Source organism: Streptomyces aureoversilis (assembly GCF_042657885.1).
In the GTDB taxonomy this organism is placed as follows: Bacteria; Actinomycetota; Actinomycetes; order Streptomycetales; family Streptomycetaceae; genus Streptomyces; species Streptomyces aureoversilis.
The window spans coordinates 288,881-312,827 of the sequence record NZ_JBHSKJ010000009.1; the positions used below are offsets into that span (position 1 = coordinate 288,881).

24 protein-coding genes are annotated in these 23,947 nt (G+C 72.6%); 13 read left to right on the forward strand and 11 right to left on the reverse strand.

The genetic code is table 11. From position 1 onward, the window contains the following. Position 1: 1 nt before the first annotated feature. Positions 2-814, reverse strand: a complete 813-nt coding sequence (locus ACFPP6_RS18375) for an SURF1 family cytochrome oxidase biogenesis protein (protein ID WP_382043185.1) — start codon at positions 812-814, stop codon at positions 2-4. A gap of 63 nt (positions 815-877) precedes the next feature. Continuing rightward, complete coding sequence (locus tag ACFPP6_RS18380) at positions 878-1,882, reverse strand: DEDDh family exonuclease (protein WP_382043188.1); 1,005 nt, start codon at positions 1,880-1,882, stop codon at positions 878-880. A 232-nt stretch (positions 1,883-2,114) separates the two neighbouring features. Here ACFPP6_RS18380 and ACFPP6_RS18385 point away from each other — a divergent pair, with 232 nt between their 5' ends. Beyond that, positions 2,115-3,104: a sterol desaturase family protein gene (locus ACFPP6_RS18385; protein ID WP_382043190.1), complete on the forward strand. Its 990-nt coding sequence runs from the start codon at positions 2,115-2,117 to the stop codon at positions 3,102-3,104. Next, positions 3,101-3,805, forward strand: coding sequence for a lysoplasmalogenase (locus tag ACFPP6_RS18390; protein WP_382043193.1), 705 nt, complete (start codon positions 3,101-3,103; stop codon positions 3,803-3,805). The genes ACFPP6_RS18385 and ACFPP6_RS18390 overlap by 4 nt, the downstream gene beginning before the upstream one ends. Here ACFPP6_RS18390 and ACFPP6_RS18395 read toward each other — a convergent pair. Beyond that, complete coding sequence (locus tag ACFPP6_RS18395) at positions 3,763-5,304, reverse strand: S8 family peptidase (RefSeq protein ID WP_382043196.1); 1,542 nt, start codon at positions 5,302-5,304, stop codon at positions 3,763-3,765. The two genes, ACFPP6_RS18390 and ACFPP6_RS18395, sit on opposite strands and share 43 nt — an antisense overlap. A 554-nt stretch (positions 5,305-5,858) precedes the next feature. Between ACFPP6_RS18395 and ACFPP6_RS18400 the strand changes: the two genes are divergently transcribed. From ACFPP6_RS18400 to moaA, 3 genes are all read left to right on the forward strand, one after another. Then, complete coding sequence (locus ACFPP6_RS18400; RefSeq protein ID WP_382043198.1) at positions 5,859-6,248, forward strand: DUF485 domain-containing protein; 390 nt, start codon at positions 5,859-5,861, stop codon at positions 6,246-6,248. Further along, a complete protein-coding gene (locus ACFPP6_RS18405; protein WP_382043199.1) occupies positions 6,245-7,891 on the forward strand; it encodes a solute symporter family protein in 1,647 nt (548 codons plus the stop codon). The genes ACFPP6_RS18400 and ACFPP6_RS18405 overlap by 4 nt, the downstream gene beginning before the upstream one ends. A 157-nt stretch (positions 7,892-8,048) precedes the next feature. Beyond that, positions 8,049-9,038: a GTP 3',8-cyclase MoaA gene (moaA, locus tag ACFPP6_RS18410; protein ID WP_382043202.1), complete on the forward strand. Its 990-nt coding sequence runs from the start codon at positions 8,049-8,051 to the stop codon at positions 9,036-9,038. Positions 9,039-9,072: 34 nt separating this feature from the next. Here the strand turns inward: moaA and ACFPP6_RS18415 are convergent, their stop codons facing one another. Continuing rightward, positions 9,073-9,297, reverse strand: a complete 225-nt coding sequence (locus tag ACFPP6_RS18415) for a hypothetical protein (RefSeq protein ID WP_168091294.1) — start codon at positions 9,295-9,297, stop codon at positions 9,073-9,075. Positions 9,298-9,512: 215 nt separating this feature from the next. Beyond that, positions 9,513-9,887: a DUF3099 domain-containing protein gene (locus ACFPP6_RS18420; protein WP_382043315.1), complete on the reverse strand. Its 375-nt coding sequence runs from the start codon at positions 9,885-9,887 to the stop codon at positions 9,513-9,515. 230 nt (positions 9,888-10,117) lie between these two features. On the opposite strand from ACFPP6_RS18420, the gene ACFPP6_RS18425 reads away from it, so the two are divergent. Further along, positions 10,118-10,405, forward strand: coding sequence for a GlsB/YeaQ/YmgE family stress response membrane protein (locus ACFPP6_RS18425; RefSeq protein WP_382043205.1), 288 nt, complete (start codon positions 10,118-10,120; stop codon positions 10,403-10,405). A 99-nt stretch (positions 10,406-10,504) separates the two neighbouring features. Here ACFPP6_RS18425 and tyrS read toward each other — a convergent pair whose 3' ends face one another. From tyrS to ACFPP6_RS18440, 3 genes are all read right to left on the reverse strand, one after another. Then, on the reverse strand, positions 10,505-11,905 hold the full coding sequence (gene tyrS, locus ACFPP6_RS18430) for a tyrosine--tRNA ligase (protein WP_336005482.1): 1,401 nt from the start codon (positions 11,903-11,905) through the stop codon (positions 10,505-10,507). A 173-nt stretch (positions 11,906-12,078) separates the two neighbouring features. Further along, positions 12,079-13,470: a metallopeptidase TldD-related protein gene (locus ACFPP6_RS18435; protein WP_382043208.1), complete on the reverse strand. Its 1,392-nt coding sequence runs from the start codon at positions 13,468-13,470 to the stop codon at positions 12,079-12,081. Next, positions 13,467-14,990, reverse strand: a complete 1,524-nt coding sequence (locus ACFPP6_RS18440) for a TldD/PmbA family protein (RefSeq protein WP_382043211.1) — start codon at positions 14,988-14,990, stop codon at positions 13,467-13,469. Before ACFPP6_RS18440 ends, ACFPP6_RS18435 begins: the two co-directional genes overlap by 4 nt. A gap of 287 nt (positions 14,991-15,277) precedes the next feature. Here ACFPP6_RS18440 and fabG point away from each other — a divergent pair, with 287 nt between their 5' ends. The 3 genes from fabG (at position 15,278) to ACFPP6_RS18455 (ending at position 17,268) form a co-directional block, all read left to right on the forward strand. After that, positions 15,278-15,997, forward strand: coding sequence for a 3-oxoacyl-[acyl-carrier-protein] reductase (gene fabG / locus ACFPP6_RS18445; RefSeq protein ID WP_382043213.1), 720 nt, complete (start codon positions 15,278-15,280; stop codon positions 15,995-15,997). A gap of 5 nt (positions 15,998-16,002) precedes the next feature. Next, positions 16,003-16,773, forward strand: a complete 771-nt coding sequence (gene fabI / locus ACFPP6_RS18450; RefSeq protein ID WP_058045009.1) for an enoyl-ACP reductase FabI — start codon at positions 16,003-16,005, stop codon at positions 16,771-16,773. Between the two features lie 150 nt (positions 16,774-16,923). After that, the gene (locus ACFPP6_RS18455) at positions 16,924-17,268 is read left to right on the forward strand and encodes a hypothetical protein (protein ID WP_382043216.1); all 345 of its coding nucleotides are present in this window, start codon (positions 16,924-16,926) and stop codon (positions 17,266-17,268) included. 89 nt (positions 17,269-17,357) lie between these two features. On the opposite strand, the gene ACFPP6_RS18460 is transcribed toward ACFPP6_RS18455, so the two are convergent. Further along, positions 17,358-18,041 carry a FadR/GntR family transcriptional regulator gene (locus ACFPP6_RS18460; protein ID WP_382043218.1) on the reverse strand — a complete coding sequence of 228 codons (684 nt, stop codon included), beginning with the start codon at positions 18,039-18,041 and terminating at the stop codon, positions 17,358-17,360. A 43-nt stretch (positions 18,042-18,084) separates the two neighbouring features. On the opposite strand from ACFPP6_RS18460, the gene ACFPP6_RS18465 reads away from it, so the two are divergent. The 4 genes from ACFPP6_RS18465 (at position 18,085) to ACFPP6_RS18480 (ending at position 20,612) form a co-directional block, all read left to right on the forward strand. Further along, positions 18,085-19,380 carry an MFS transporter gene (locus ACFPP6_RS18465; protein WP_382043221.1) on the forward strand — a complete coding sequence of 432 codons (1,296 nt, stop codon included), beginning with the start codon at positions 18,085-18,087 and terminating at the stop codon, positions 19,378-19,380. Between the two features lie 42 nt (positions 19,381-19,422). After that, positions 19,423-19,542, forward strand: coding sequence for an SGM_5486 family transporter-associated protein (locus ACFPP6_RS18470; protein ID WP_256790788.1), 120 nt, complete (start codon positions 19,423-19,425; stop codon positions 19,540-19,542). A 252-nt stretch (positions 19,543-19,794) separates the two neighbouring features. After that, on the forward strand, positions 19,795-20,007 hold the full coding sequence (locus ACFPP6_RS18475) for a hypothetical protein (RefSeq protein ID WP_168091276.1): 213 nt from the start codon (positions 19,795-19,797) through the stop codon (positions 20,005-20,007). 86 nt (positions 20,008-20,093) lie between these two features. Continuing rightward, positions 20,094-20,612, forward strand: coding sequence for a SixA phosphatase family protein (locus ACFPP6_RS18480; RefSeq protein WP_382043223.1), 519 nt, complete (start codon positions 20,094-20,096; stop codon positions 20,610-20,612). Positions 20,613-20,726: 114 nt separating this feature from the next. Here ACFPP6_RS18480 and serB read toward each other — a convergent pair whose 3' ends face one another. After that, positions 20,727-21,959 (reverse strand): phosphoserine phosphatase SerB, encoded by a 1,233-nt coding sequence (gene serB, locus ACFPP6_RS18485; protein WP_382043226.1) that lies wholly within the window; start codon positions 21,957-21,959, stop codon positions 20,727-20,729. Positions 21,960-22,062: 103 nt separating this feature from the next. Further along, positions 22,063-23,751, reverse strand: coding sequence for a streptophobe family protein (locus ACFPP6_RS18490; RefSeq protein ID WP_382043229.1), 1,689 nt, complete (start codon positions 23,749-23,751; stop codon positions 22,063-22,065). Positions 23,752-23,947: the final 196 nt, after the last annotated feature.

Here is a 23,947-nt window from a genome sequence, read left to right on the forward strand (position 1 = left end):
GCTACTCCGGAGTGGCGGCTGTACGGGCGACCGCGGGCTGTGCGCCGGTGGCGTCCGCGGTCCCGGCGGCGGCTTCGGCGGCGCGGTCGCGGCGCTCGCGGCGGACGAGGACGACCCAGCCGACCGGCACGAAGGCGGCGAACAGCCACCACTGGACGGCGTACGCCATGTGCGGGCCGATGCTGTCGTGGTCGGGCGCGCCCACGGGCTCGGGGCCCTTGTCGCCGGGGTCCGGGTCGGTGAGCTCGAGGTAGCCGCCGAGGACGGGACGGTGCAGCGAGGCGGCCTGGCGCTCGCTGTTGATGCGCATCACCTGACGGGGCGGCAGGCCGCGGGTGTCCTTGATGCCGCTGGAGTCGGTCTCGTCGGCGCGCAGCCGGCCGGTGACGGTGACCTTGCCGGAGGGCGGGGCGGGGACCTCGGGGAACTTCGTCAGCTCGCCGGTGGAGGGGATCCAGCCGCGGTTGACGAGCACGGCCCGCCCGTCGGCCAGCAGGAGGGGGGTGAGGACCATGTAGCCGGACTTGCCGTCGGCGTTGGTCCGCATCCGGACGACGACCTCGCCCTTGGTGTCGAAGGTGCCGCTCGCGGTGACCTGGCGCCAGACGTCGCCGGAGACGTCCTTGCCGGGCTCGGACAGCTCGGTGACCGGCACGGGGTCGGCGGCGAGACTGCGGGCGACGAAGTCGTTGCGCGCGACCCGGTGCTCGTGGCGGTGGAACTGCCAGAAGCCCAGTTTGATCATCACGGGGATGAGGACGAGCCCCACGAGGGTGAGGATCACCCACTGCCGGGACAACAGGAAGCGGTACACGCATTTGACGGTACCTGGCCCGGTTTACCCCGGGGCCATCGGGTGCCCCGCCGGCGCCCTCCGTCAGCCCTGCTGCCCGCCGGGCGCCGGGACCACGTGCGAGAGCAGCTGGACGAAGACCGCCTCGTCGATCACCGGGGTGCCGAAGGAGCGCGCCTTGGTGGTCTTGGTCGTGGGGGAGTCCGGGTCGTTGGTCACGAGCACGCTGGTGAGCCGGGAGACGCTGGTGGCGATGTGCAGCCCCGCCTCGATGGCGCGGTCCTCCAGCAGCTCGCGGTCGATGGAGGTGTCGCCCGAGAAGGCCACCCGCATGCCCTGAATGAGCTGTTCGCCCTCTTTGTACCGCCCGGGGTTGGGGTACGGGCAGGCGGGCCGCTTACGGCTGGGCCGCCAGCTGTTGGACGAGCCGTAGGAACGCTGATGCCCGATATATCCGGAAGTGCGGGGAGTTGCCGGGCCGTCGGACCACTCGGTCAGGGGCTGGCAGGCGAGCAGCGGGAGCCGCAGATCGGCCCTGGCCGCCAGATGCAGGCTCGGCCGGAACGCCTCGGCCAGCACGCGGGCGTCGTCGAGCGCGTGGTGGGCGCGCTGCTGCACGACGCCGTAGTGCGCCGCGAGCGACTCCAGCTTGTGGTTGGGCAGCGGCAGCTGCAGCTCCTTGGAGAGCGCGATCGTGCACAGCCGCTGCCGCACGGGCGCGGTCGCCCGCGCGCGGGCGTACTCCCGGGCGATCATCGACCAGTCGAAGGCGGCGTTGTGCGCCACCAGGACCCTGCCCTCCAGCCGCTTCGCGAACTCGTCCGCGATCTCGGGGAACAGCGGCGCGCCGGACAGGACGGCGGTCGTCAGACCGTGGATCCACACGGGCCCGGGGTCACGCTCGGGGTTGACCAGCGTGTACCAGTGGTCCTCGACCTGCCCGCGGGCGTCCAGCTGGTAGACCGCCGCCGACACTATCCGGTCGTCCCGCGCGAGCCCGGTGGTCTCCACGTCGACGACCGCGTACCCCTCGGGATACGCGGCCGGCCACGGAGTGGGATTGTCGGCGGTGGTCTGGTCTTCGAGCATGGTCACAGAGAATACGGGGGCGTACTGACAGTGAGGCGAGCGGGCGGTGCGGCGACGGCGGGCGGGGAAGGTCCCACGCCCGCCCCGGCCGCACCGCGAGATGCCCGGGTGAGAAGACGCCCACGCCATTGACGGGCCCTCCCCCCGTACGCCGAACCCCGGGTAACACAATTCGATACCGAAGGGTAACTACCCCTAGCGGCACGGCTGATGACGTGCCTATCGTGCGCCCATGCCGCACCTTCCCGATGTCGTGCTGTGGTCCATACCCGCCTTCCTCCTGCTCACCGCGCTGGAGCTGGTGAGCTACCGGCTGCATCCCGCCGAGGAGACGGGCGACGCGGGCTACGAGGCCAAGGACGCGGCGACCAGTATCGGAATGGGCGCCGGCAGTCTCGTCTTCGACGCGCTGTGGAAGATTCCGATCGTCGCCGTCTACACCGCGCTCTACGAGCTCACGCCGCTGCGCATCCCCGTGCTGTGGTGGACGCTCCCGCTGATGCTCCTGGTGCAGGACTTCTTCTACTACTGGTCGCACCGCGGGCACCACGTGATCAGGGTCCTGTGGGCCTGCCACGTGGTGCACCACTCCAGCCGGAAGTTCAACCTCACCACCGCGCTGCGCCAGCCCTGGACCACGCTGACCGTGTGGCCCTTCTACCTGCCGATGATCGCCGTGGGCGTGCACCCGGCCGCGCTGGCCTTCTGCTCGTCCGCCAACCTCGTCTACCAGTTCTGGGTGCACACCGAGCGGGTGCGCAAGCTGCCCCGCCCCTTCGAATACGTCCTGAACACGGCCTCCCACCACCGGGTCCACCACGCCTCGCAGGGCGGCTACCTGGACCGCAACTTCGGCGGGATCCTCATCGTCTGGGACCGGCTCTTCGGGTCCTTCGTCCCCGAGGGCGAGCGGCCCGTCTACGGGCTGACCAAGAACATCGACACCTACAACCCGCTGCGCGTCGCCACCCACGAATACGCCGCCATCGCCCGCGACCTGCGCGCGGCGCGGGACTGGCGGGAACGGCTGGGACGGGTGTTCCGGGGGCCGGGCTGGCAGCCGGCGGCCCGGCAGGAGGCGACGGCTGCGGAGCGGGAGACGACGGGCGCAGGGAAGGACGCGACGGACGCCGGGCGGGAGGCGGCGGCTGCCGGGCGGGAGGCGGCGGACGCCGGGACCCCGGCCGTGGAAACCGCCCCCGCCCACGAGCAGGCCGCGTGAGGCCCACCCGCGCCCTGCCCGCCCTCTTCGGCGCCGTTGCCCTCGCGCACCTGGGGGCCCTGCCGGCAGGGTCCGCGGTCGCGCTCGTCACCAAGCCCGCCCTGATGCCCCTGCTCGCGGCGTGCGTCCTCGTGCGCGGCGGGCCCCGGCTGCTCGTCGTGGCGCTGCTGTTCGGATGCGGGGGCGACACGCTCCTGCAGATCGGCGGCGACGTGCCGTTCCTGCTCGGCATGGCGTCCTTCGCCGCCGGGCACGGCTGCTACCTCGTGCTGTGCGCGCGGCACGGCACCTCCGGCGGCGCCCGCACCCGCGGCCTGGCCGCCGGCTACGGGGCGGCCTGGCTCGGCACCGTCGTGCTGCTGTGGCCCGACCTGGAGGCCGGGCTGCGGGTGCCCGTCGCGCTCTACAGCCTGCTGCTCGTCACGATGGCGCTGTGCGCGACCCGCACCGTGCCGCTCGCCGCGGCGGGCGGTGCGCTGTTCGTCGTGTCGGACACCCTGATCGCCACCGGCGTCGCCGACTGGCCCCAGGCGCCCGCCGCCCAGTTCTGGATCATGCTGACCTACCTCGGCGCGCAGGTCCTGCTCGCCGCGGGGCTCCTCCGCAGTGCGGAAGGGGCCGGGCTCCGGCCCGGCCCCTCCTCCGGCGAGCGCGAGCGTCAGCGCACCGCGTCCAGGGCGTCGACGATGCCGAAGCCGTAGAAGCCGTTGACGTTCTTGTTGCCGGTGCAGACGGCGTCGACCTTGCCGTCGCCGTCACCGTCGTACGGGCCCGTGGGGCAGCCGGGGTTGTCGGCCTGCGCCTTGAGGAGCCACTGGATCTCCTGCGGGGACGACTTGGGGTGCGCGCTCTTCATCAGCGCCGCCACGCCGGCCACGTGCGGGCCGGCCATCGAGGTGCCCTGGAGGTAGCCCCAGTCGCCGCCGGGCAGCGTGGAGAGGATGCGGCCGTCCTTGGCGGGCAGGTCCGGGACCTGGTACTTGTCGCCGCCGGGGGCCGCCACGTCGACCTGGTTCAGGCCGTAGTTGGAGTAGTAGGCCTTCGCCGACTTCACGCCGGTCGAGGAGACGGTGACCACGCCGGGCAGCTGGGCGGGGACGTCGAGGCAGACCGAGGGGTCGATCTTGCGCTTCTCGGCCGGCCTGCCGCGGTCGTTGGGGCTGGAGGTGTCGGTGATCTCCTTGGCGGCCAGGTCGAAGTTGGAGTTGCCGGCCGAGGCGACGTTGACGGTGCCCTTGTCCTGGGCGTACTTCGTGGCGCGGGCGACCGACTCGGATATCGCCTTCTGGTCGGGGTCGTCGGCGCAGTTGAACATCCACGGGTCGACGTAGTAGCTGTTGTTCGTCACCGCTATGTCGTGCTCGGCGGCGAAGACGAACGCGCAGACCACGCTCTCGGCGTAGAAGAAGCTGCTCCTGTTCGACACCTTGATGCCCGAGACCTTGACGTTCGGGGCGACGCCCGCGACGCCGACGCCGTTGCGGGCCGCGGCTATCGTCCCGGCGACGTGCGTGCCGTGGTAGTCCTCCGCCGGGTCGTACGGCCGCCACGCGCCGGGGCTGGTGTCGGCCTTGCCGGTGACGCAGCTCGCCGACTGGCTCCGGGAGAAGTTGGGGGCGAGGTCCGGGTGGGTGTCGTCCACGCCGGTGTCGATGACGCCGACGGTGACCTTGCGGCTGCCCGGGTTGATCTTCGCGGCCTGGTCGGCCTTGATGGCCGGGAGGTCCCACTGCAGGTCCTCCAGCGGCTCGGCGCCGCCGGCCTGCTGACGGGCGGCCGCCGCCGCGCTGCTCCTGGGCAGCTTCACCTTCTCGGGCTTGCCGACGTCGGTGGTGCCGGCCGGGGCGATCGGCGCGGTGCGGGTGGCGCCCGCCGACTGCACGCCGGGGACCGCGCGCAGCGCCGCGGCGAAGCCGGGGTTCTTGGAGTGGGCGACGATCACGCCTATCCGCCCGTAGGTTTCCACGATGCTGCCGTCGGCCTGCGCGACGGCCTTCTTCACCTTGGCCAGGGTGGCGCGGTCCGTGGCGGTGTTCACCACGTACGACAGGAGGGGGCCGTCCGTGGCGGCCGTCTTCGCCCGGGGCTCGGGCTGCGGGGCGGCGGCGGCCACGCCGGGCAGGAGGCCGAGCGAGGCGGTGAGGGCGAGACCGACGGGAACGGCCAGCAGTGCGTGCCGTCTTGAACGCAGAGGAGCCATGGGTTCTCCACATCATCCGAAAACCGCCGGAGCGCAGGTCGCGCGCGGGCGGGTACATGACGAGTGAAGCTAGCGCCGATCATGGCACCGGGCAATGCATTCCGGAACAAACGCCCTGAGTGGCCATGACCCGGCAACAAATGGCGCAGAGTCGGGGGGAGTTCGGAACGACTCCCTCCGGAAAAGCCCGCGTCAGGTCGTGAGATCGCCGTCGCGCAGCCCGTCGATGCTCAGCGGCGGAAGCGGCACCCGGGGCCCGTACCACCGCCCCGCTCTCGGGAGAGGGACGGACCGGCCGGTCGTCACCGCCGCTATGGGCGCCGTCAACCTGACGATCCCGAACGGTCGTCGACCGGGGGACGGCGGGGTGGGAGGAGGCGCATCGCTCACACCAGGGTCAACGAGACCGCGGGCGGGCGGTGTCGCCCCCTGCGGCAGCTGTTGCCGAATTACGCACCTTCCCCCTGTCGCATACTGCGACCTGCCTCTACGATGCGTGATCCGGATCACAAGCCATCGGCTCGCGCCTCACACCCCCCTTGTCAGGAGAGACCGTGGACACCGCACCGACCACCAAAGAGGGGCCGGACGAGCCCGACGGCCCGCCGACCGCCGAAGCCGCCGCGCCCGCGGCCGGGAACGATCGTTTCAGCACACTGCAGTCGAGCGCGGAGTTCGGCGAACTGCGCCGCGCTCAGCGCTCGTTCGCCTTTCCGCTCACCATCGCCTTTGTCTCCTGGTATCTGCTGTACGTCCTGCTCTCGAACTACGCGGGCGATTTCATGGGCACCACGGTCCTGGGCAACATCAACGTGGCCTTCGTCCTCGGGCTGGCCCAGTTCCTCACCACCTTCCTGATCGCCTGGTGGTACTCGCGGCACGCGGCCGCGAAGCTCGATCCCAAGGCCGAGGCCCTGCGGGCCCGTCTGGAAGCGGGGGAATGACCGGCATGACCAGTGCCCTGCAGTCGGGCCTCCCTCTCGCGGCCGGCGCCGCGGGCGAGCACCGCACCCTGATCATCACGCTCTTCTCCGTCTTCGTCGCCGCCACCCTCGCCATCACCGTCTGGGCCGGGCGGCAGACCAAGGACGCCACCGACTTCTACGCCGGCGGCCGCTCCTTCACCGGCTTCCAGAACGGCCTCGCCATCTCCGGCGACTACATGTCCGCCGCGTCCTTCCTCGGCATCGCCGGCGCCATCGCCCTCTTCGGCTACGACGGATTCCTCTACTCCATCGGCTTCCTCGTCGCCTGGCTGGTCGCCCTGCTGCTCGTCGCCGAACCGCTGCGCAACTCCGGCCGCTTCACCATGGCCGACGCGCTCGCCTACCGGCTCAAGCAGCGGCCCGTACGCACCGCCGCCGGCACCTCCACCATCGTCGTCTCGATCTTCTACCTGCTCGCGCAGATGATCGGCGCGGGCGCGCTCGTGGCGCTCCTGCTCGGGGCCTCGGGCGAGAGCTCGCGGCGCTGGATCATCGCCCTGGTCGGCCTGGTGATGGTCCTCTACGTGACCATCGGCGGGATGAAGGGCACCACGTGGGTGCAGATCGTCAAGGCGGTCCTGCTCATCCTGGGCACCCTGCTCATCACCGTCCTGGTGCTCAACAAGGTCGGCTGGAACATCTCCACCCTGCTCGGGCGCGCCGCCGAGGAGAGCGGCAAGGGCAAGGCCTTCCTCGAACCGGGCCTGCAGTACGGCAAGGACGGCACCACCAAGCTCAACTTCATCTCGCTCGGCCTCGCCCTCGTCCTGGGCACCGCCGGCCTGCCGCACATCCTCATCCGCTTCTACACCGTCCCCACCGCCAAGGCCGCCCGCAAGTCCGTGAACTGGGCCATCGGCATCATCGGCGCCTTCTACCTGATGACCATCGCCCTGGGCTTCGGCGCCGCCGCCCTCGTCGGCTCGAAGTCCATCACCGCCTCGGACCCCTCGGGGAACACCGCGGCCCCGCTGCTCGCCCGGGAGGTCGGCGGCGGCGCCGGATCCACCGGCGGCGCGGTCCTCCTCGCCGTGATCTCCGCCGTCGCCTTCGCGACGATCCTCGCGGTGGTCGCGGGCCTCACGCTCGCCTCCTCGGCCTCCTTCGCGCACGACCTGTGGGCCAACGTCATCCGCAAGGGGAAGACCAGCGAGAAGGAGGAGCTCCTCACCGCCAAGTGCGCCGCCGTCGTCATCGGCGCGGTCGCCATCCTGCTGAGCATCTTCGCCCACCGGCTGAACGCCGCCGCCGTCGTGGCCCTCGCCTTCGCCGTCGCGGCCTCCGCCAACCTCCCCACGATCCTCTACAGCCTCTTCTGGAAGCGCTTCACCACCCAGGGGGCCCTGTGGTCGATCTACGGAGGGCTGATCTCCTCCGTCGGCCTGGTGATCTTCTCCCCGGTCGTCTCCGGCAACGAGAAGGCGCTCTTCCCCGGGATGAGCTTCGACTTCTTCCCCCTCGGCAACCCCGGCCTGGTCTCCATCCCGCTCGGCTTCCTGCTGGGCTGGCTGGGCTCGCTGCTGTCCAAGCCGCAGCCCGGGGCGGACGCGAAGTACGCCGAGCTCGAGGTCCGCTCCCTCACGGGCCACGGAGCGCACTGACGCCGCTTCGCCACCGGCCGCGGCGCCGGACGGGCCGGTGGGCCCGTCCGGCGCCCGGCGCCTGCCGGCCCGGTCCGCGAAGCCCCGCCGGCACCGCCCATCACGTACGCTGCGGACAGCGAACGAACGTTCAAGCCCAGTCCGCCGGAGGCGCAGCGTGCTCATCGACACCTACGGTCGCGTCGCCACCGACCTCCGTGTCTCCCTGACCGACCGCTGCAACCTGCGCTGCACGTACTGCATGCCCGAAGAGGGCCTCCAGTGGCTCGCCAAGCCGGACCTGCTCACCGACGACGAGATCGTCCGCCTGATCCGCATCGCCGTGACCTCCCTCGGCGTCACCGAGGTCCGCTTCACCGGCGGCGAGCCCCTGCTGCGCCCCGGCCTCGTCTCCCTGGTCGAGCGCTGCGCCGCCCTGCGGCCGCGCCCCCGGATCTCCCTCACCACCAACGGCATCGGCCTCGCGCGCACCGCGACGGCCCTGGCCGACGCCGGCCTCGACCGGGTCAACGTCTCCCTCGACACCCTGCGCCCCGACGTCTTCCAGAAGCTGACCCGCCGCAAGCGCCACCAGGACGTCCTCGACGGCCTCGCCGCCGCCCGCGCCGCCGGGCTCGCACCCGTCAAGATCAACGCCGTGCTGATGCCCGGCCTCAACGACGACGAGGCCCCCGACCTGCTGGCCTGGGCCCTCGGCCACGGCTACGAACTGCGCTTCATCGAGCAGATGCCGCTCGACGCCCAGCACGGCTGGCGCCGCGACGGCATGATCACCGCGGCGGACATCCTGGCGAGCCTGGCCGCCCGCTTCGACCTCAGCCCCGAAGGTGCCGACGAGCGCGGCGCCGCCCCCGCCGAACGCTGGCTCGTCGACGGCGGGCCCGGCCGCGTCGGCGTGATCGCCTCCGTCACCCGCCCGTTCTGCGGCGCCTGCGACCGCACCCGCCTCACCGCCGACGGACAGATCCGCAACTGCCTGTTCGCGCGCGAGGAGTCCGACCTGCGCGCGGCGCTGCGCTCCGGGGCCACGGACGAGGAGATAGCCGGGCGGTGGAAGCGGGCGATGCACGGGAAGAAGGCGGGGTCGGGCCTGGACGACCCGTCCTTCCTGCAGCCGCAGCGGCCCATGTCGGCGATCGGCGGCTGAGCCCCGCCGGGCCCGCAGGGCCCGGCACCGGGTGCTACGCGTGCGGAGAGGCCTCCCACTCCGCCAGCGTCACCACGTCCTTGAGGAAGCCCCGCAGGCCGAGGAAGTTGGACAGGTGCTCGCGGTGCTCGTCGCACGCGAGCCACGTCTTGCGGCGGTCTGGGGTGTGCAGCTTGGGGTTGTTCCACGCCAGCACCCACACGGCGGGGGCGCGGCAGCCCTTGGCGGAACAGATCACGGCGTCATCGGGGGAATTCACACCCCTGACTCTACGAACCGCCTGCAGACACGGCGACGCCGGGCAGCCACGGGGGGAGCCGCCCGGCGTCGGTCTGTCGCTCCGACGGGGGATGCGGAGCGCTTAGGAAGTATGTCACGGGGTGCCCGGCGCGCGGCACTGAAACCACATGATTGATCTGAGGTTTTCTTGAGCTTTGCCGAGCGCGCCACCACCGGCTGTGCCCCCGCGGGGCATCAGCCGTGGTCACGCCCTTGATCGCCCTCGGGGCCACGGGTGGCTTCCGGGACGGATTCCGCCCTCTCCTCGCCCGGACCGGGCATCAGCACCGGCCGCGTCGGTGCCGGTATGAACGTGCCGGGGAGCGAAGGGGCGTTCTCCCGGCCCGCGTTGGCGATCACGACCGCCACGTAGGGCAGCAGGGCGCCCAGGATCAGCGTGCCCACCGCCACATAGCGCTCGACGTTCCACAGCACCACGGTGAGCACCACCGACAGGGTGCGGATCAGCATCGAGATGACGTAGCGGCGCTGGCGGCCGCGCACGTCCTCGGCCAGACCCTGACGGGCGCCGGTGATCCTGAAGACCGCCGTGCCGCCCTGCTTCCGCATCACGTTCCACCACCTGATCCACCGCGCCCGCACGCCCTGAGGCGGGACACCCTCCACGTTACGCCGCGTGGCCGTCGGGTACGAGAGCGGGTCCCCCGGCGTCCCCGCTCCGACCTGCGGCTGCGTACTCCACAGCCGCAGCGCGGCGGAGGGACGGCTCCGGCGTGCGCCGTACGGACAGTGGCCCCAGAATGGCGGGGCACGGCACATCGCGCCGCTGAGGAGGCGACATGAGCTGGTTGTGGGCCATCATCGTCGGACTTGTCCTGGGCCTGATCGCCAAGGCGATCCTGCCGGGCAAACAGCAGATCCCCCTCTGGTTGACGATCGTCCTGGGCATGATCGGCAGCCTGCTCGGCAACTGGGCCGCCACCGGGCTCGGCATCAACGAGACCAAGGGCGTCGACTGGGGCCGGCACCTGCTGCAGCTGGCGGGCGCGGTCCTCGTGGTCGGCATCGGCGACCGGCTGTGGGTCGCGGTACGCGGCAACAGGAGCGGAGGGAGACACGCGGCGTGACGGACGGCTGCCCCGCACCGGCCGGACAACGCCGCGGGGCGGCCCGTGCGCATCTCGCGCACGGACCGCCCCGAGCCTCGGTCCCCGGTGGGGAAGGCCCTACCGCAGCTCGGCGATCTTCCGGCCGGCCTTGAGGTAGACCCGCCCGGCTCCGGCGACCTTGGCGACCGTCTCCGTCACGACCTCGCCCAGCGGGCGGATCGCATCGGCCTCGGCCAGCACGACGGCCTCCTGGCCGCCGTCCGTCTCGACCACGAGGCGCAGGCCGTTCTGCTTGGCGACCCGGCGGGCCGCCGAGGCGGACGGCTGGAAGCCCAGGACCTGGCTGAGCACGGCCGTCGCCGGCGAGTCGCCGTGCTCCGAGAGCTCCACCACGGGCGTCTCCACGTCGGAGAAGCTCTTCTTCGAGAACTGCGCGACGAACCCGGCCCGGGCCGCCATCGCCGCCTCGATCCCGTACAGCGCGGCCACGACCTCGCCCGCGAGGATCTTCTTGAGGTCCATCGGGTGCAGCGAGCGCTCCTCGACCCGGGACAGCGCGAGGGCGATCTCCTCGTCCGTCCACTCGGTCCAGGCCTTCAGGTACGGCTCCATCAGCCGGTCCGGAACCGACATGATCTTGCCGAAGACGTCGTCGGCCGTGGCCGACAGGCCCACGTAGTTGCCCTTGGACTTGGACATCTTCGCGCCCGTGCCGTCCGTGCCCTCGATCAGCGGCATGGTGACGACGAGCTGCGGCTTCTGGCCCTTCAGCTCCATGAGCTTGCGGCCCATCTGCAGGTTCAGCAGCTGGTCGGCGCCGCCCAGCTCGACGTCGCAGTCCAGCGCGACCGAGTCCAGGCCCTGGGCGATCGGGTACAGCAGCTCCGACATCGTCAGGCCCGACCCGGCCGCCAGCCGGTTGCGGAAGTCCTCGCGCTGCAGCAGCTGCGAGACCGGCACCTGCGAGAGCAGACCGAGCAGCTCCGGGAAGGTGTACGGGGCCAGCCAGGTGCTGTTCTGGACGAACGTGACCTTCTCGAAGTCGAAGAACGGGCGGACCTGCTCGCGGTAGCCCGCGAGGTTCTTCGCGATGTCCTCGTCGGTCAGCGGCGGGCGCTCGGCCGTGCGGCCCGTCGGGTCGCCGATCTTGGCCGTAAAGTCGCCGATGAGGAGGGTGACGTCGTGGCCCATGCGCTGGAAGCGGCTGAGGATGATCATCGGCACGGCATGGCCCAGGTGGACGTCGGCCGCCGTCGGGTCGATGCCCAGCTTGAGCTGCAGGCCCTTGCCCGCGGCGCGCCGCTCCTCGATGCGCTCGGCCAGCTTGTCCACGCCCGGCAGCACCTCGACGGTGCGGGCGGCGATCAGCTCGGCCTGCTCCTTCGCCGACAGATCCGTCAGATCGAGATAGCGCCGCGAGCCCGTCTCCTGGAGCAGCCGCTGGACGGTCTGGTCGGAGGAGAGGTCCTGCGCGAGGAGCTCGCCGGCGCGGGCGACGGATTCGCCGAGGCGTGTCATGACATTCCTGGGGATCGATGGGACGGATGAGAAAAGGACGGAGAAGAAAAGGGACGCATACGGAAGACGTAGGCGAGCGGGGGACAGGTGGACGCGGACCAGTCTATTCGGCCCGGTGCCGCGTCCCGGCTGTCACACCCCCCGCAGCCACGCCCTGCGGTCACGCCCTGTGGTCACACGCCCCGGCTGACGGAGCTCATGTTGAAGTCCGGCACGCGCAGGGCGGGCATCGCGGCCCGGGTGAAGTAGTCGCCCCACTCGCGCGGCAGCGTCGGCTCGGTGCGGCCCGCCTCGGTGGCGCGCGAGAGCACCGACACCGGGGACTCGTTGAAGCGGAAGTTGTTGACCTCGCCGACGACCTCGCCGTTCTCCACCAGATAGACGCCGTCCCGGGTCAGCCCCGTCAGCAGCAGCGACGCCGGGTCCACTTCGCGGATGTACCACAGGCAGGTCAGCAGCAGGCCGCGCTCGGTGGCCGCGACCATCTCGTCGAGCGTGGCGGTGCCCCCCGCGTCCAGGACGAGGTTGTCCACGAGCGGGGTGACCGGCAGGTCCGTGAGCCCGGCGCTGTGCCGCGTGGTGACCAGGTGCTCCAGCACGCCGTCGCGGATCCAGTCCGTCGGACCGAGCGGCAGGCCGTTGTCGAAGACCGACGCGTCGTCCCCCGAGCTCGTGGTGAGCACGAACGGCGCGCACTCCAGGCCCGCGGCGCGCGGGTCGCTGCGCAGCGTCAGCGGCAGCGGGGACAGCTTCTCCCCGACCCGGGTGCCGCCCCCGGCCTTCGAGAAGACCGTCCGGCCCTCGGCGGCGTCACGGGCGGCCGCCGACCACATCTGGTAGACGAGCAGGTCGGCGACGGCGCTCGGCGGCAGCAGCGTCTCGTACCGCCCGGCCGGCAGCTCGATCTTCCGCTCGGCCCACGCGAGGCGCTGCGCCAGCTCGGCGTCCAGGGCCTGCGGGTCGACGTCGGTGAAGTCGCGCGTGGCCCGGCCCGCCCAGGCGGAACGGGCGCCGTCCGGCGACTTCGCGTTGAGCTCCAGGGACCCCGTCGGCTGGTCGTGGCGCAGCCGCAGCCCGGTGGACGTGCCGAGGTAGTAGGAGGAGACCTCGTGGAGCGCGAAGCCGTACAGCTCGCGGCCCTGCGCCCGGGCACCGGCGAAGGACTCGCCGAGCGCGGGCGCGAAGCCGTCGAAGACCGCGGAGGAGGTCTCGGCGGGCGGGGCGGTGAAGTCGGGGGAGTGCGGCACGCCCGACACCAGCGGCTGGGCGTCCTCGGCGGGCCCGGCCTCGCGCGCGGCGGCCTCGGCGGCCCGCACCAGCGGCTCCAGCTCCGCCGCCGTGACGGCCGACCGCGAGACGACGCCGGAGGCGGTGCCCTCGGCGCCGTCCACCGTGGCGATCACGGTGACGGTGCGGCCGCGGGTGACGCCGTTGGTGGTGAGCGCGTTGCGCGCCCAGCGGAGATTGGCGGTGGAGCGCTCACCGGCGATGACCATGCAGCCGTCGGCGCGGGACAGCTCCAGGGCGCGCTCGACGATCTCGTGCGGCTGGTGACGAGGGCTCACTGACCCGCCTCCTCGGTGGTGTTCAAGATGTTGACGTTCTCGAAGAGGGCCGAGGGGCAGCCGTGGGAGACGGCCGCGACCTGCCCGGGCTGGGCCTTGCCGCAGTTGAACGCGCCGCCCAGGACGTACGTCTGCGGCCCGCCGACGGCCGTCATCGAGCCCCAGAAGTCCGTGGTCGTGGCCTGGTAGGCGACGTCCCGCAGCTGGCCCGCGAGACGGCCGTTCTCGATGCGATAGAACCGCTGTCCTGTGAACTGGAAATTGTATCGCTGCATATCGATCGACCATGAGCGGTCGCCGACCACATAGATCCCGCGCTCGACGCCGGAGATCATCTCCTCCGTCGACGGCCCGCCGGGCGCCGGCTGCAGGGAGACGTTGGCCATCCGCTGGACCGGCACGTGGGAGGGGGAGTCGGCGAACGCGCAGCCGTTGGAGCGCTCGAAGCCGGTCAGCTTGGCGATGCGGCGGTCCAGCTGGTAGCCGACGAGGATGCCGTCCTTGACGAGGTCCCAGGACTGGGCCTCGACGCCCTCGTCGTCGTAGCCGGTGGTCGCGAGCCCGTGCTCGGCGGTCCGGTCGCCGGTGACGTTCATCAGTTCCGAGCCGTACTTCAGCGAGCCCAGCTGGTCGAAGGTCGCGAAGGACGTGCCCGCGTACGCGGCCTCGTAGCCCAGCGCGCGGTCCAGCTCGGTGGCGTGGCCGATCGACTCGTGGATCGTCAGCCACAGGTTGGACGGGTCGACCACCAGGTCGTACGAGCCGGCCTCGACGCCCGGGGCGTGCATCTTCTCGGCCAGCAGCGCGGGGATCTCCGCCAGCTCGGCGTCCCAGTCCCAGCCGGTGCCCGTCAGGTACTCCCAGCCGCGGCCGGCCGGGGGCGCGATGGTGCGCATCGCGTCGAAGCCGCCGGTGGCGGGGTCGACGGCGACCGCCGTCAGCTGCGGGTGCAGCCGGACGCGCTGCTGGGTGGTGGTCGTGCCCGCCGAGTCGGCGTAGAACTTGTTCTCCTGGACGGTCAGCAGCGAGGCGTCCGCGTGCGCCACCCCGTCCGCGGCCAGCAGCCGCGAGCTCCAGTCCGCGAGCAGCTCGCTCTTCTCCGCGTCCGGCACGGCGAAGGGGTTGATCTCGTAGGACGACACCCAGGTCCGGTCGGCGTGCACCGGCTCATCCGCCAGCTCCACGCGCTCGTCGGAGCCGGCCGCCGCGATCACCTTCGCCGACAGCCTCGCCATCGCCACGGCCTGCCCGGCCACCCGCGCCGCCGCGTCCATCGTGAGCTCGACGCCCGCCGCGAAGCCCCAGCTCCCGCCGTGCACCACCCGCACCGCATACCCCAGGTCGGTGGTGTCGGAGGTGCCGGCCGGCCGGGCGTCCCTCAGCCGCCAGGAGGCGCTGCGCACCCGCTCCAGGCGGAAGTCCGCGTGGTCGGCCCCCAGCGCGCGGGCGCGCGCGAGGGCCGCGTCGGCGAGTTGCCGCAGCGGCAGCGCGAGGAACGACTCGTCGATTTCATGTGGCACGGATGGCCTCCCCTAGGCGTGCGATGTCTCCCGAGGACGCAGTGAATCACGCCCCGCCACCCATGGTCCCGGGCTTTTGTGCAGTTCAGGGGCGGATCGGGGAATGCCCCCCGCACGGGTCCGGACAGGCCTCGCAGCTCCGATTTCTGTAGGGACCCCACAGGGTCCGCCATGTGCTCCTGTTAGGGGCGGGCTGCACGTCAGAGGCCTCGGCCCGATAGTTTTCGTACGGTACAGACGACCAATGGCAGCCAGCTGGCAGCTACACGTGAAGGAAGGGTGGTCCTTTGAGCCGCTCGGTTCTGGTCACCGGAGGAAACCGGGGCATCGGCCTCGCCATCGCCCGCGCCTTCGCGGAGGCGGGCGACAAGGTCGCCTTCACCTACCGCTCGGGAGAGCCGCCGGCCGCCCTCCTGGACCTGGGGTGCCTCCCCGTGAAGTGCGACATCACGGACCCCGAGCAGGTCGAGCAGGCCTACAAGGAGATCGAGGAGAAGCAGGGCGCGGTCGAGGTGCTGGTGGCCAACGCCGGCGTCACCCGCGACCAGCTGCTCCTGCGCATGTCCGAGGACGACTTCACCTCCGTCCTCGACACCAACCTCACCGGCACCTTCCGGGTCGTCAAGCGGGCCTCGAAGGGCATGCTGCGCGCCCGCAAGGGCCGCATCGTGCTGATCTCCTCCGTGGTGGGCCTGCTGGGCTCCGCGGGCCAGGCCAACTACGCCGCCTCCAAGGCCGGCCTGGTGGGCTTCGCCCGCTCGATCGCCCGTGAGCTGGGCTCCCGGAACATCACCTGCAACGTCGTCGCCCCCGGCTTCGTCGACACCGACATGACCCGCGTGCTCAGCGACGAGCAGCGCGAGGGCATCACCAAGCAGGTTCCGCTCGCGCGCTACGCGCAGCCCGAGGAGATCGCCGCCTCGGTCCGCTTCCTCGCCTCCGACGAGGCCGCATACATCACTGGAGCCGTCATTCCTGTCGACGGCGGATTGGGCATGGGTCACTGAACGTCATGAGTGGAATCCTTGCAGGCAAGCGCATCCTGGTCACCGGCGTCCTCACGGAGTCGTCGATCGCCTTCCAGGCCGCCAAGGTCGCCCAGAACGAGGGCGCCGAGGTCATCCTGACCGGCTTCGGCCGGCTCTCCCTGGTCGAGCGGATCGCCAAGCGGCTGCCGAAGCCCGCGCCGGTCATCGAGCTGGACGTCAGCAACCAGGAGCACCTGGACGGCCTGGCGGACAAGGTGCGCGAGCACCTCGGCGAGGGCGTGGCCCTCGACGGCATCGTGCACTCCATCGCCTTCGGCCCGCAGGGCGCCTTCACCTTCCTCGACGCCACCTGGGAGGACGTCTCCACGGCCGTGCAGGTCTCGGCGTACTCCTACAAGTCGCTGGCCATGGCCCTGCTCCCGCTGATGCGCGAGGGCGGCTCGATCGTCGGTCTGACCTTCGACGCGCAGATCGCCTGGCCGAAGTACGACTGGATGGGCGTGGCCAAGGCCGCCCTCGAGGGCACCAACCGCTACCTCGCCCGCGACTTCGGCCCCAAGGGCATCCGCTGCAACCTGGTCTCCGCCGGTCCGATCAAGTCGATGGCCGCCAAGTCCATCCCGGGCTTCGAGGAGCTCGCGGACGTGTGGAACCACCGCGCCCCCATCGGCTGGGACCTGGCCGACCCGGAGCCGGCGGGCCGCGGCGTCGTCGGTCTGCTGTCGGACTTCTTCCCCCGCACCACGGGCGAGATCGTGCACGTCGACGGCGGCGTGCACATGATGGGCGCCTAGCACCCGCACTGCCGGGCGCACATGATGCGCGCCCGAGCCCCGAAGCGCACGCCCGGTGCCCGTTCCGCTACGCCGGAACGGGCACCGGGCTTTTCCGGCTCGTGCGCCGGAGCCCGCCCCCGCACACTGAAGGCGGGAGGAGGTACGCGCATGAGCTCCCCGCTCCGCCGCACCGCGGCCCTGCTGTTCGCCGCCGCGGCCCTGGCAGGCTCGACGGCCCCGGTGTCCCCGGCCGCAGCCGCCGCCCCGGCCGCACCGCCCGTCCCCCGGCACGCGGAGTGCCGCACGCGCGTCCACGGCTCCCACGCCACCGCCCACTGCTTCAACGGCAACGCCACCACCGACAGCGTCCAGCTGCACATCGAGTGCGTGCGCTGGTGGGACCCGGACATGGACACCGCGCGGGCCACCGTCGGCCCCGCCGGGCACGTCGCCCTCAGCCAGCGCTGCTGGCTGGGGATACGCCACGCCTGGGTGACCCACCGCCCCGCTTGAGACTGCTTGGGATCGCTTGAGACTGCTTGACCGCCCGAGGACGGCCGGTTGACCACCCGAGGACGGTGGGCCCCGGGCCGCCCGGAGCGTCAGCCGGCCGGTTCCGCCACGCCCCGGCAGCCGAAGGGGTACGCGCTGGCCTCCGCCCCCGCGGTCTCCTCGTCCCCCTCCTCGATGGCCGCGACGAGCCGCCCGTGGTCGACGAGCCCTCCCGGCTGCAGCGCCGTCCCCACACCGGCCCGCAGGAAGTCGCGCATCACCCCGCCGAGGTCCGCGTACACCTCGGCCATCACCTCGTTGTGCGCGGCGGAGACGACGGCCGTGTGCAGCGTGGCGTCCGCCTCCACGAACCGCTCGGCGTCGCCGGAGCGCCACGCCTCCTCGCGCCGCTCCAGCAGCGCCGCCAGCTGCACCAGGTCCTGCTCGGTGCGCCGGCGGGCGGCGAGCCGGGCGGCCGACGCCTCCAGGGCGCTGCGCAGCTCGGCCACGTGCAGGGGGTCGGCGTCGGCGAAGCGGCGGTTCATCACGCCCGCCAGCTCGCTCGTGGCGATGACGTAGGTGCCGGACCCCTGCCGGATGTCCAGCAGGCCGTTGTGCGCGAGGGCGCGCACGGCCTCGCGCACGGTGTTGCGCGCGACGCCGAGCTGCTCGACCAGCTCCGGCTCGGTCGGGATGCGCGAGCCGACGGGCCACTCACCGGACGTGATCTGGCTGCGCAGCCCGGCGATGACCTGGTCGACGAGGCGGGAGCGCTTGGGCGAGTTCAGTGGCATCGACAGCCTCCATTCATCCCATGATTCTATCTATGATGACCTCATGGCATCCACGGCAGACGAAGACCTGAGAGCGGCCGAGTCCGCCGCCGCAGTCGACCCCGCCGGCCCGCTGCAGGCCTCCGCGCCGGCGGGGGAGGGCGCTCGGGGTTCCGCCTGGGCGGCCCGGCTCCTGGTCGCCGGCCTCGTCCTCGCCGCGCTCAACCTCCGCCCCGCCGTGACGAGCCTGGGCTCGCTGCTGAAGGAGGTCCGCGCGGACCTCGGCATGAGCGGCACCGTGGCGGGCCTGCTGACGTCCGTGCCCGCCTTCTGCTTCGCGGTCTTCGGCCTCGCCGCCCCCCGGCTGGCCCGCCGCTTCGGCCCCGCGGCCGTCGTCTGCGCCGGCATGGCGGTGATAGCCGCCGGTCTCGCCCTGCGGCCGTACGCGGGCGGAGTCTCCGGCTTCCTCGCCCTGAGCGTGCTCGCGCTCGCGGGCATCGCCGTCAGCAACGTCCTGATGCCCCTGGCCGTCAGACGCTGGTTCCCCGACCGGGTCGGACCGATGACCGGCCTGTACTCCATGGCCATCGCCGCGGGTGCCGCCGCTGCCGCCGCCGGCACGGTGCCGCTCGCCGGGGCGCTGGGGCACAGCTGGCGCCTCGGCCTCGGCTCGTGGGCGCTGCTCGCCGCCGCGGCCGGGCTGCTGTGGCTGGTGGCCGCGCGCCGCAGTCGTACGGACGGAGCTGCCGGCCCCGCGGCCGGCGCCCAGGACGCTCCCCGCACCAGCATCACGCGCAGCCCCACCGCCTGGGCGCTCGGCATCTTCTTCGGCATCCAGGCGACCGGCGCCTACATCGTCATGGGCTGGATGCCGGCGATCTTCCGCGACGCCGGGGTGTCCGCCTCCACCGCGGGCATCCTGAGCGCCGTCACGATGCTGACCGGCATTCCCCTCGCCTTCGTGCTGCCGCGCCTCGCCGCCCGCCTGCCCCACCAGGGCGTCCTCGTCGTCGCCCTGGCCTGCTTCGGCCTGGCGGGGTACGCGGGCCTGTGGCTGGCCCCGGCCGCGGGGGCCTGGGCCTGGGCCGTGCTGCTCGGCGTCTCCAACAGCGCCTTCACGCTCGCCCTGACGCTGATCGGCATGCGCGCCCGCACGGGCGGGGGCGTGGTGCGGCTGTCGGCGTTCGCCCAGAGCACCGGCTATCTGATCTCCATCCCCGGGCCGCTGCTCGTGGGCTGGCTCAACGAGCGCACGGGCGGCTGGGACGTGCCGCTCGCGCTCATGGCGGCGCTGATGGTGCCTCAGGTCGCGGCGGGCGTGCTGGCCGGGCGCGCCCGCACCGTGGAGGACGAGCTCTGACCCGGACGCGGCCGCCGGCGCGCGGGGTGGGAGACTGGTCGCATGCAGCCTGTGCTCGATCCCAACCCCAAGAACGGTCAGAAGACCCTGCTGACGATCCTCGGCGCGATGCTGGGCATCACGGTGGTCATCTCGGTCATCGCCACGGTCTTCTCGCCCTGATTCCCGGTTCTCCTCGTGATGCCGGTCTCGCCCTGACGCCGGTCTCCCTCTGACGCCGCTCTCCCCCTGCCCCCGGCCGGGCGTCCTCTTCCGGTCTGCCTCCAGGCGATGGTGGGGCTAACCCCCCGTCCCCTAGGGGGGACGGGTCAGGGGCAAGTGGGTGGTCCACCGGATGGGAGCGGGGCGCCGTTCTCCGTAGGTTCGTAGTACACCGCGACGGGGCGGTGCACCGAACCGCTCGGAGGCGATCCCATGCCCGCCGGTACGAAAGCCCGGACTCCCGGCACCGTGCAGACGCGGCTGCCCTGGTGGGCCCTCGCGCTCGCCGCCGCGGCCTTCACCGTCTTCTGCACCCTGCTCGCCGCTCCCGCCACCGCGGACTCCGGTCCGGATCCCGCCGCCTCGGGCACCGTCGCCCGCGTGGTCGCCTTCGTCCGGCTCGCGCTGGGCGAGGAAGCCCCGTGAGGGCAGGTGGGGCGCGTGCGCCGCTTCGGGTGCAACCCTTTCAACACCCCGCGCCTCGCCGTTGGTTTCATGCGAAGCTGGACGGCATGAGCTCCGAACCGACCCGCAGGATCGTCGTTTTCCGGCACGCCAAAGCCGAATGGTCCGACGTGGACGACCACGAACGTCCGCTCGCGGACCGCGGCCGCAAGGACGCCCCGGTCGCAGGCCGCTGGCTCGCCGGTTCCGGCATCGACCCCGACCTGGCCCTCTGCTCCACGTCCGCCCGCACCCGCGAGACCTGGAAGCTCGCCGTCCCCGAGCTGTCCCAGCGCCCCCGCACGGTCTACGAGGAGCGGATGTACGAGGCCTCGCTCGGCGAGCTGATCGCCCTGCTCAACGAGGTCTCCGACGAGGTCCGGGACCTCGTCCTGATCGGGCACAACCCCGGCATGCACGCCCTGGCCGACGCCCTCGCGGGCGAGTCCGACGGCGATCTGCTGCCGCGGATGAATCGCACCGGGTTCCCCACCTCCGCCATCGCGGTGCTCGCCTTCACCGGATCGTGGAAGGGCGTCGAGCACGGCGTCGGCCGGCTGGTCGCCTTCTGGGCGCCCCACGCCTAGCGCCCGTCCGGCGGACGAGGTGCGTGCACCGGTTCCGGCCGTCGCCCGTTCCGCCGGACCCCCGCCGTCGCGGTGCCCCGCCCCCGGCGTCGCGGCGGGCACGTCCGCCGGGGCCTACTCGTGGGTCCTGGCCGCCTCGACCTCTTCGCGGGTGACGCCCAGCAGGTAGAGCACCGTGTCCAGGAACGGGACGTTCACCGCCGTGTGCGCCGCCTGGCGCACCACCGGCTTGGCGTTGAAGGCCACGCCCAGCCCCGCGGCGTTGAGCATGTCGAGGTCGTTCGCGCCGTCGCCGATGGCCACGGTCTGCGCCAGCGGCACGCCCGCCTCGGCGGCGAACCGCCGCAGCAGCCGGGCCTTGCCCGCCCGGTCCACGATCTCCCCGGTCACCCGCCCGGTCAGCCGGCCGTCGACGATCTCCAGGGTGTTCGCCGAGGCGAAGTCCAGTCCGAGCCGCTCCTGCAGGTCGTCCGTGACCTGGGTGAACCCGCCGGAGACCACGCCCACCTGGTAGCCGAGCCGCTTGAGCGTGCGGATCAGCGTCCGGGCGCCCGGCGTCAGCCGCACCTCCGCCCGCACCTTGTCCACGACGGACTCGTCCAGCCCGGCCAGCAGCGCCACCCGGGCATGCAGGGACTCCTCGAAGTCCAGCTCGCCGCGCATCGCCCGCGCGGTCACCTCGGCGACCTCGGCCTCGCAGCCCGCGTGCGCCGCGAACAGCTCGATGACCTCGTCCTGGATCAGCGTGGAGTCGACGTCCATCACGATCAGCCGCTGGGCCCGCCGCTGCAGCCCCGCCGCAACGACCGCCACGTCGACCCCGCGCACCGCGGCCTCCAGGGCCAGCGCCGTGCGCAGGGCCTCCGTCTCCACGCCGGACACCGCGAATTCCACGGCCGTCACCGGATACTTGGCGAGCCGGAAGATCCGGTCGATGTTGCCGCCCGTGCCGGTGATCCGCGCCGCGATGGCGGCCGTCGACTCGGCGGTGAGCGGATGGCCCAGCACCGTGACGTGGGAACGCCCCGTGCCGCGCGGGCGGTTGTCGCCCCGGCCCGAGATGATCTCGGCCTGCAGCCGCATCGACTCGGCCCAGCTGTGCACCGTGGCCCGCAGCTCGCCCTCGGCGTTCCCGCTGCCCTCCGGCGCCGTGACCAGCGCGCACAGGGTGATCCGGCCCCGGGTGACGATCTGCTCGATGTCGACGACGTCCACGGCGTACGCGGCGAGCGTGTCGAACAGGCCGGCGGTGATGCCCGGCCGGTCCTTCCCGAAGATCTTGACGAGGAGGGTCGGCTCGTCGTCGGCGGGGACGGGGGTGGCAGGCGAGGTCTGCGATGCGCTCATGGTCCTCTTACCGTATCGGGCCCCGCGCCGGATACGCACAGGTGTCCCGGCTACCGCTCGGCGAAGACATGCCCAAGGCACGGCCTACACCGCGTGAACGCCGTCAGCGGCGCCGCGGCGGGGGCCCGGGAGGCGGAGGCGGGGGCTCCTCCGGCGGGGGCGCCCCGTAGCGGTATCCGCTGCCCCGGGGCCTGCGCGGCGGCGGCAGCGGCCGGCCCGTCTGCGTGGGCGCGGTGGAGCGGTCGTCGAAGAGCGGGCGCTTGTACGGGTTGGTGTCGTCCCGCGCGGGGCGCCTGTACGGGTTGGAGTCGTCCTGGCCCGGCTGCCCCGGCTGTCCTGGCTGCCCCACCGGCCCCGGCGAGGGGCGGTACGGGCCGGGCGGCGGCGCCGCGGCCGGGTGGGCCGCAGCGGCCGCCCCCGGCCGCCCCAAGGCCACCGCCCGCCGCCCCGCCGTGCCGGTCGCACACGCGAGGAGACCCCCGGCCGCCCCGGCGGCGGCGCCCCACGCGGCACCCAGCGCCAGCGCCATCCCCGCATTGCCGCGCAGCTCCAGGCCCGCCCCGAAGGCGTCGAATCCCAGCACCGACAGGCTCGCGTCCGCCTTCACCCGCGTCGCGAGCACCAGCAGCGGCAGGGCCAGGGCGGTCGTCACCCCCAGTGCCACGGCGCAGCGCGCGGCGAAGGCCGTCGGCCCCAGCCCCTCCCGCGGCGCGCGGACCGCGGTGAGCACCCCCACGCCCAGCATCATCAGCGCACAGGCGACGGCCAGCAGCCACACCGTGCTGTCGAGCCCGGCCAGCCGCCCCAGCGTGACCGTCTCCTCGGCCCGCGCGCTCAGCAGCTCGTCCAGCGGGGAGGGCAGCACCTTGGCCAGCGCGCCCGTGGCCGTGCCGCGCCAGGAGACGAACAGCCCCAGCGGCACCGCGAGGAACACCCCGTTCGGCGCCCCGAGCAACGCGGCGCCGAGGATCCGCTTCGGCTGGTCGTCGCCGGCCGCCGCGTACGCCGCGGCGGCCAGGCCCGCCGCCACCGCGAGGACCAGCACCGCGCACAGCGCCGAGACCGCCGGGCGCACGCCCCGGTGCAGCGCCTGCAGGCCGCGGGGGAGCGGCGCCCGGCGCGCGCCCAGCACCGCGATCAGCAGGATGCCCAGGACCCAGACCGCGCCCCCGAACAGCGAGGGCGCCGTCCGCACGCTGAAGCCGACGGCGGCCTTGGCGTCGGCCAGGCCGGCGAGCCGGTCCGGCAGGCCGCCCGCGATGTCCCCGACGTCGCCGATGCCCGGGATCACCAGCTTGGGGCCGCCTCCGCCCCCGTCCCCGCCGCCCAGGCCCAGGCTGCTCCCGTCGATGGTGATCGAATCCTCCCCGGCCCAGGCGAGGCCGCCGAGCAGGAGCAGGAAGAGCACGACCACCGCGCCGGCCCGTGCGGCGAGCTCTCCGGCGCCGATCGTGGCACCGGCCCGGCGCAACGATCGTGCAAAGATCATTCCCAGCAACAGGGCGCCCGCCAGGCTCACTCCCAGTGGCGCGATATCGATGGCGGTGTGCGCCCCGGCGCCCTTCAGGCCGAATGCTTCAATATCCCCCGAAGGCATGAGTGATCCGCCTACGGCGAGCACGACGACGGCCGCGGTCATCGGCCCCAGCGCGCCCGCGGTATCCGCGCCGAGCAGGTGCAGCCCGAGCGCCGCAATCCCCACCATGGCCAGAAAAGACCAGCTCACAGCAGCAATCGACGTCAGCAACAGCTCCGCCGGGCGCACCCCGCGCCCGCCCCCGTCCACGGTCATCACGGCCCCCCGTGCCGGTCTGCAGCCGGGCTATTGCCCGGATGCGCATGATCCGTACGTATCCATGGCGGTAACCACTCTCAGGGTATGTTTCGGATCGGTCAACGGCGCCTGTTACACGGTCGCGGCAATCCCCGACTTTCGGTTCGGGGACTGTGCCTGAAATAGTTCCTCCCGATGTTCGCCATCCCTAGAC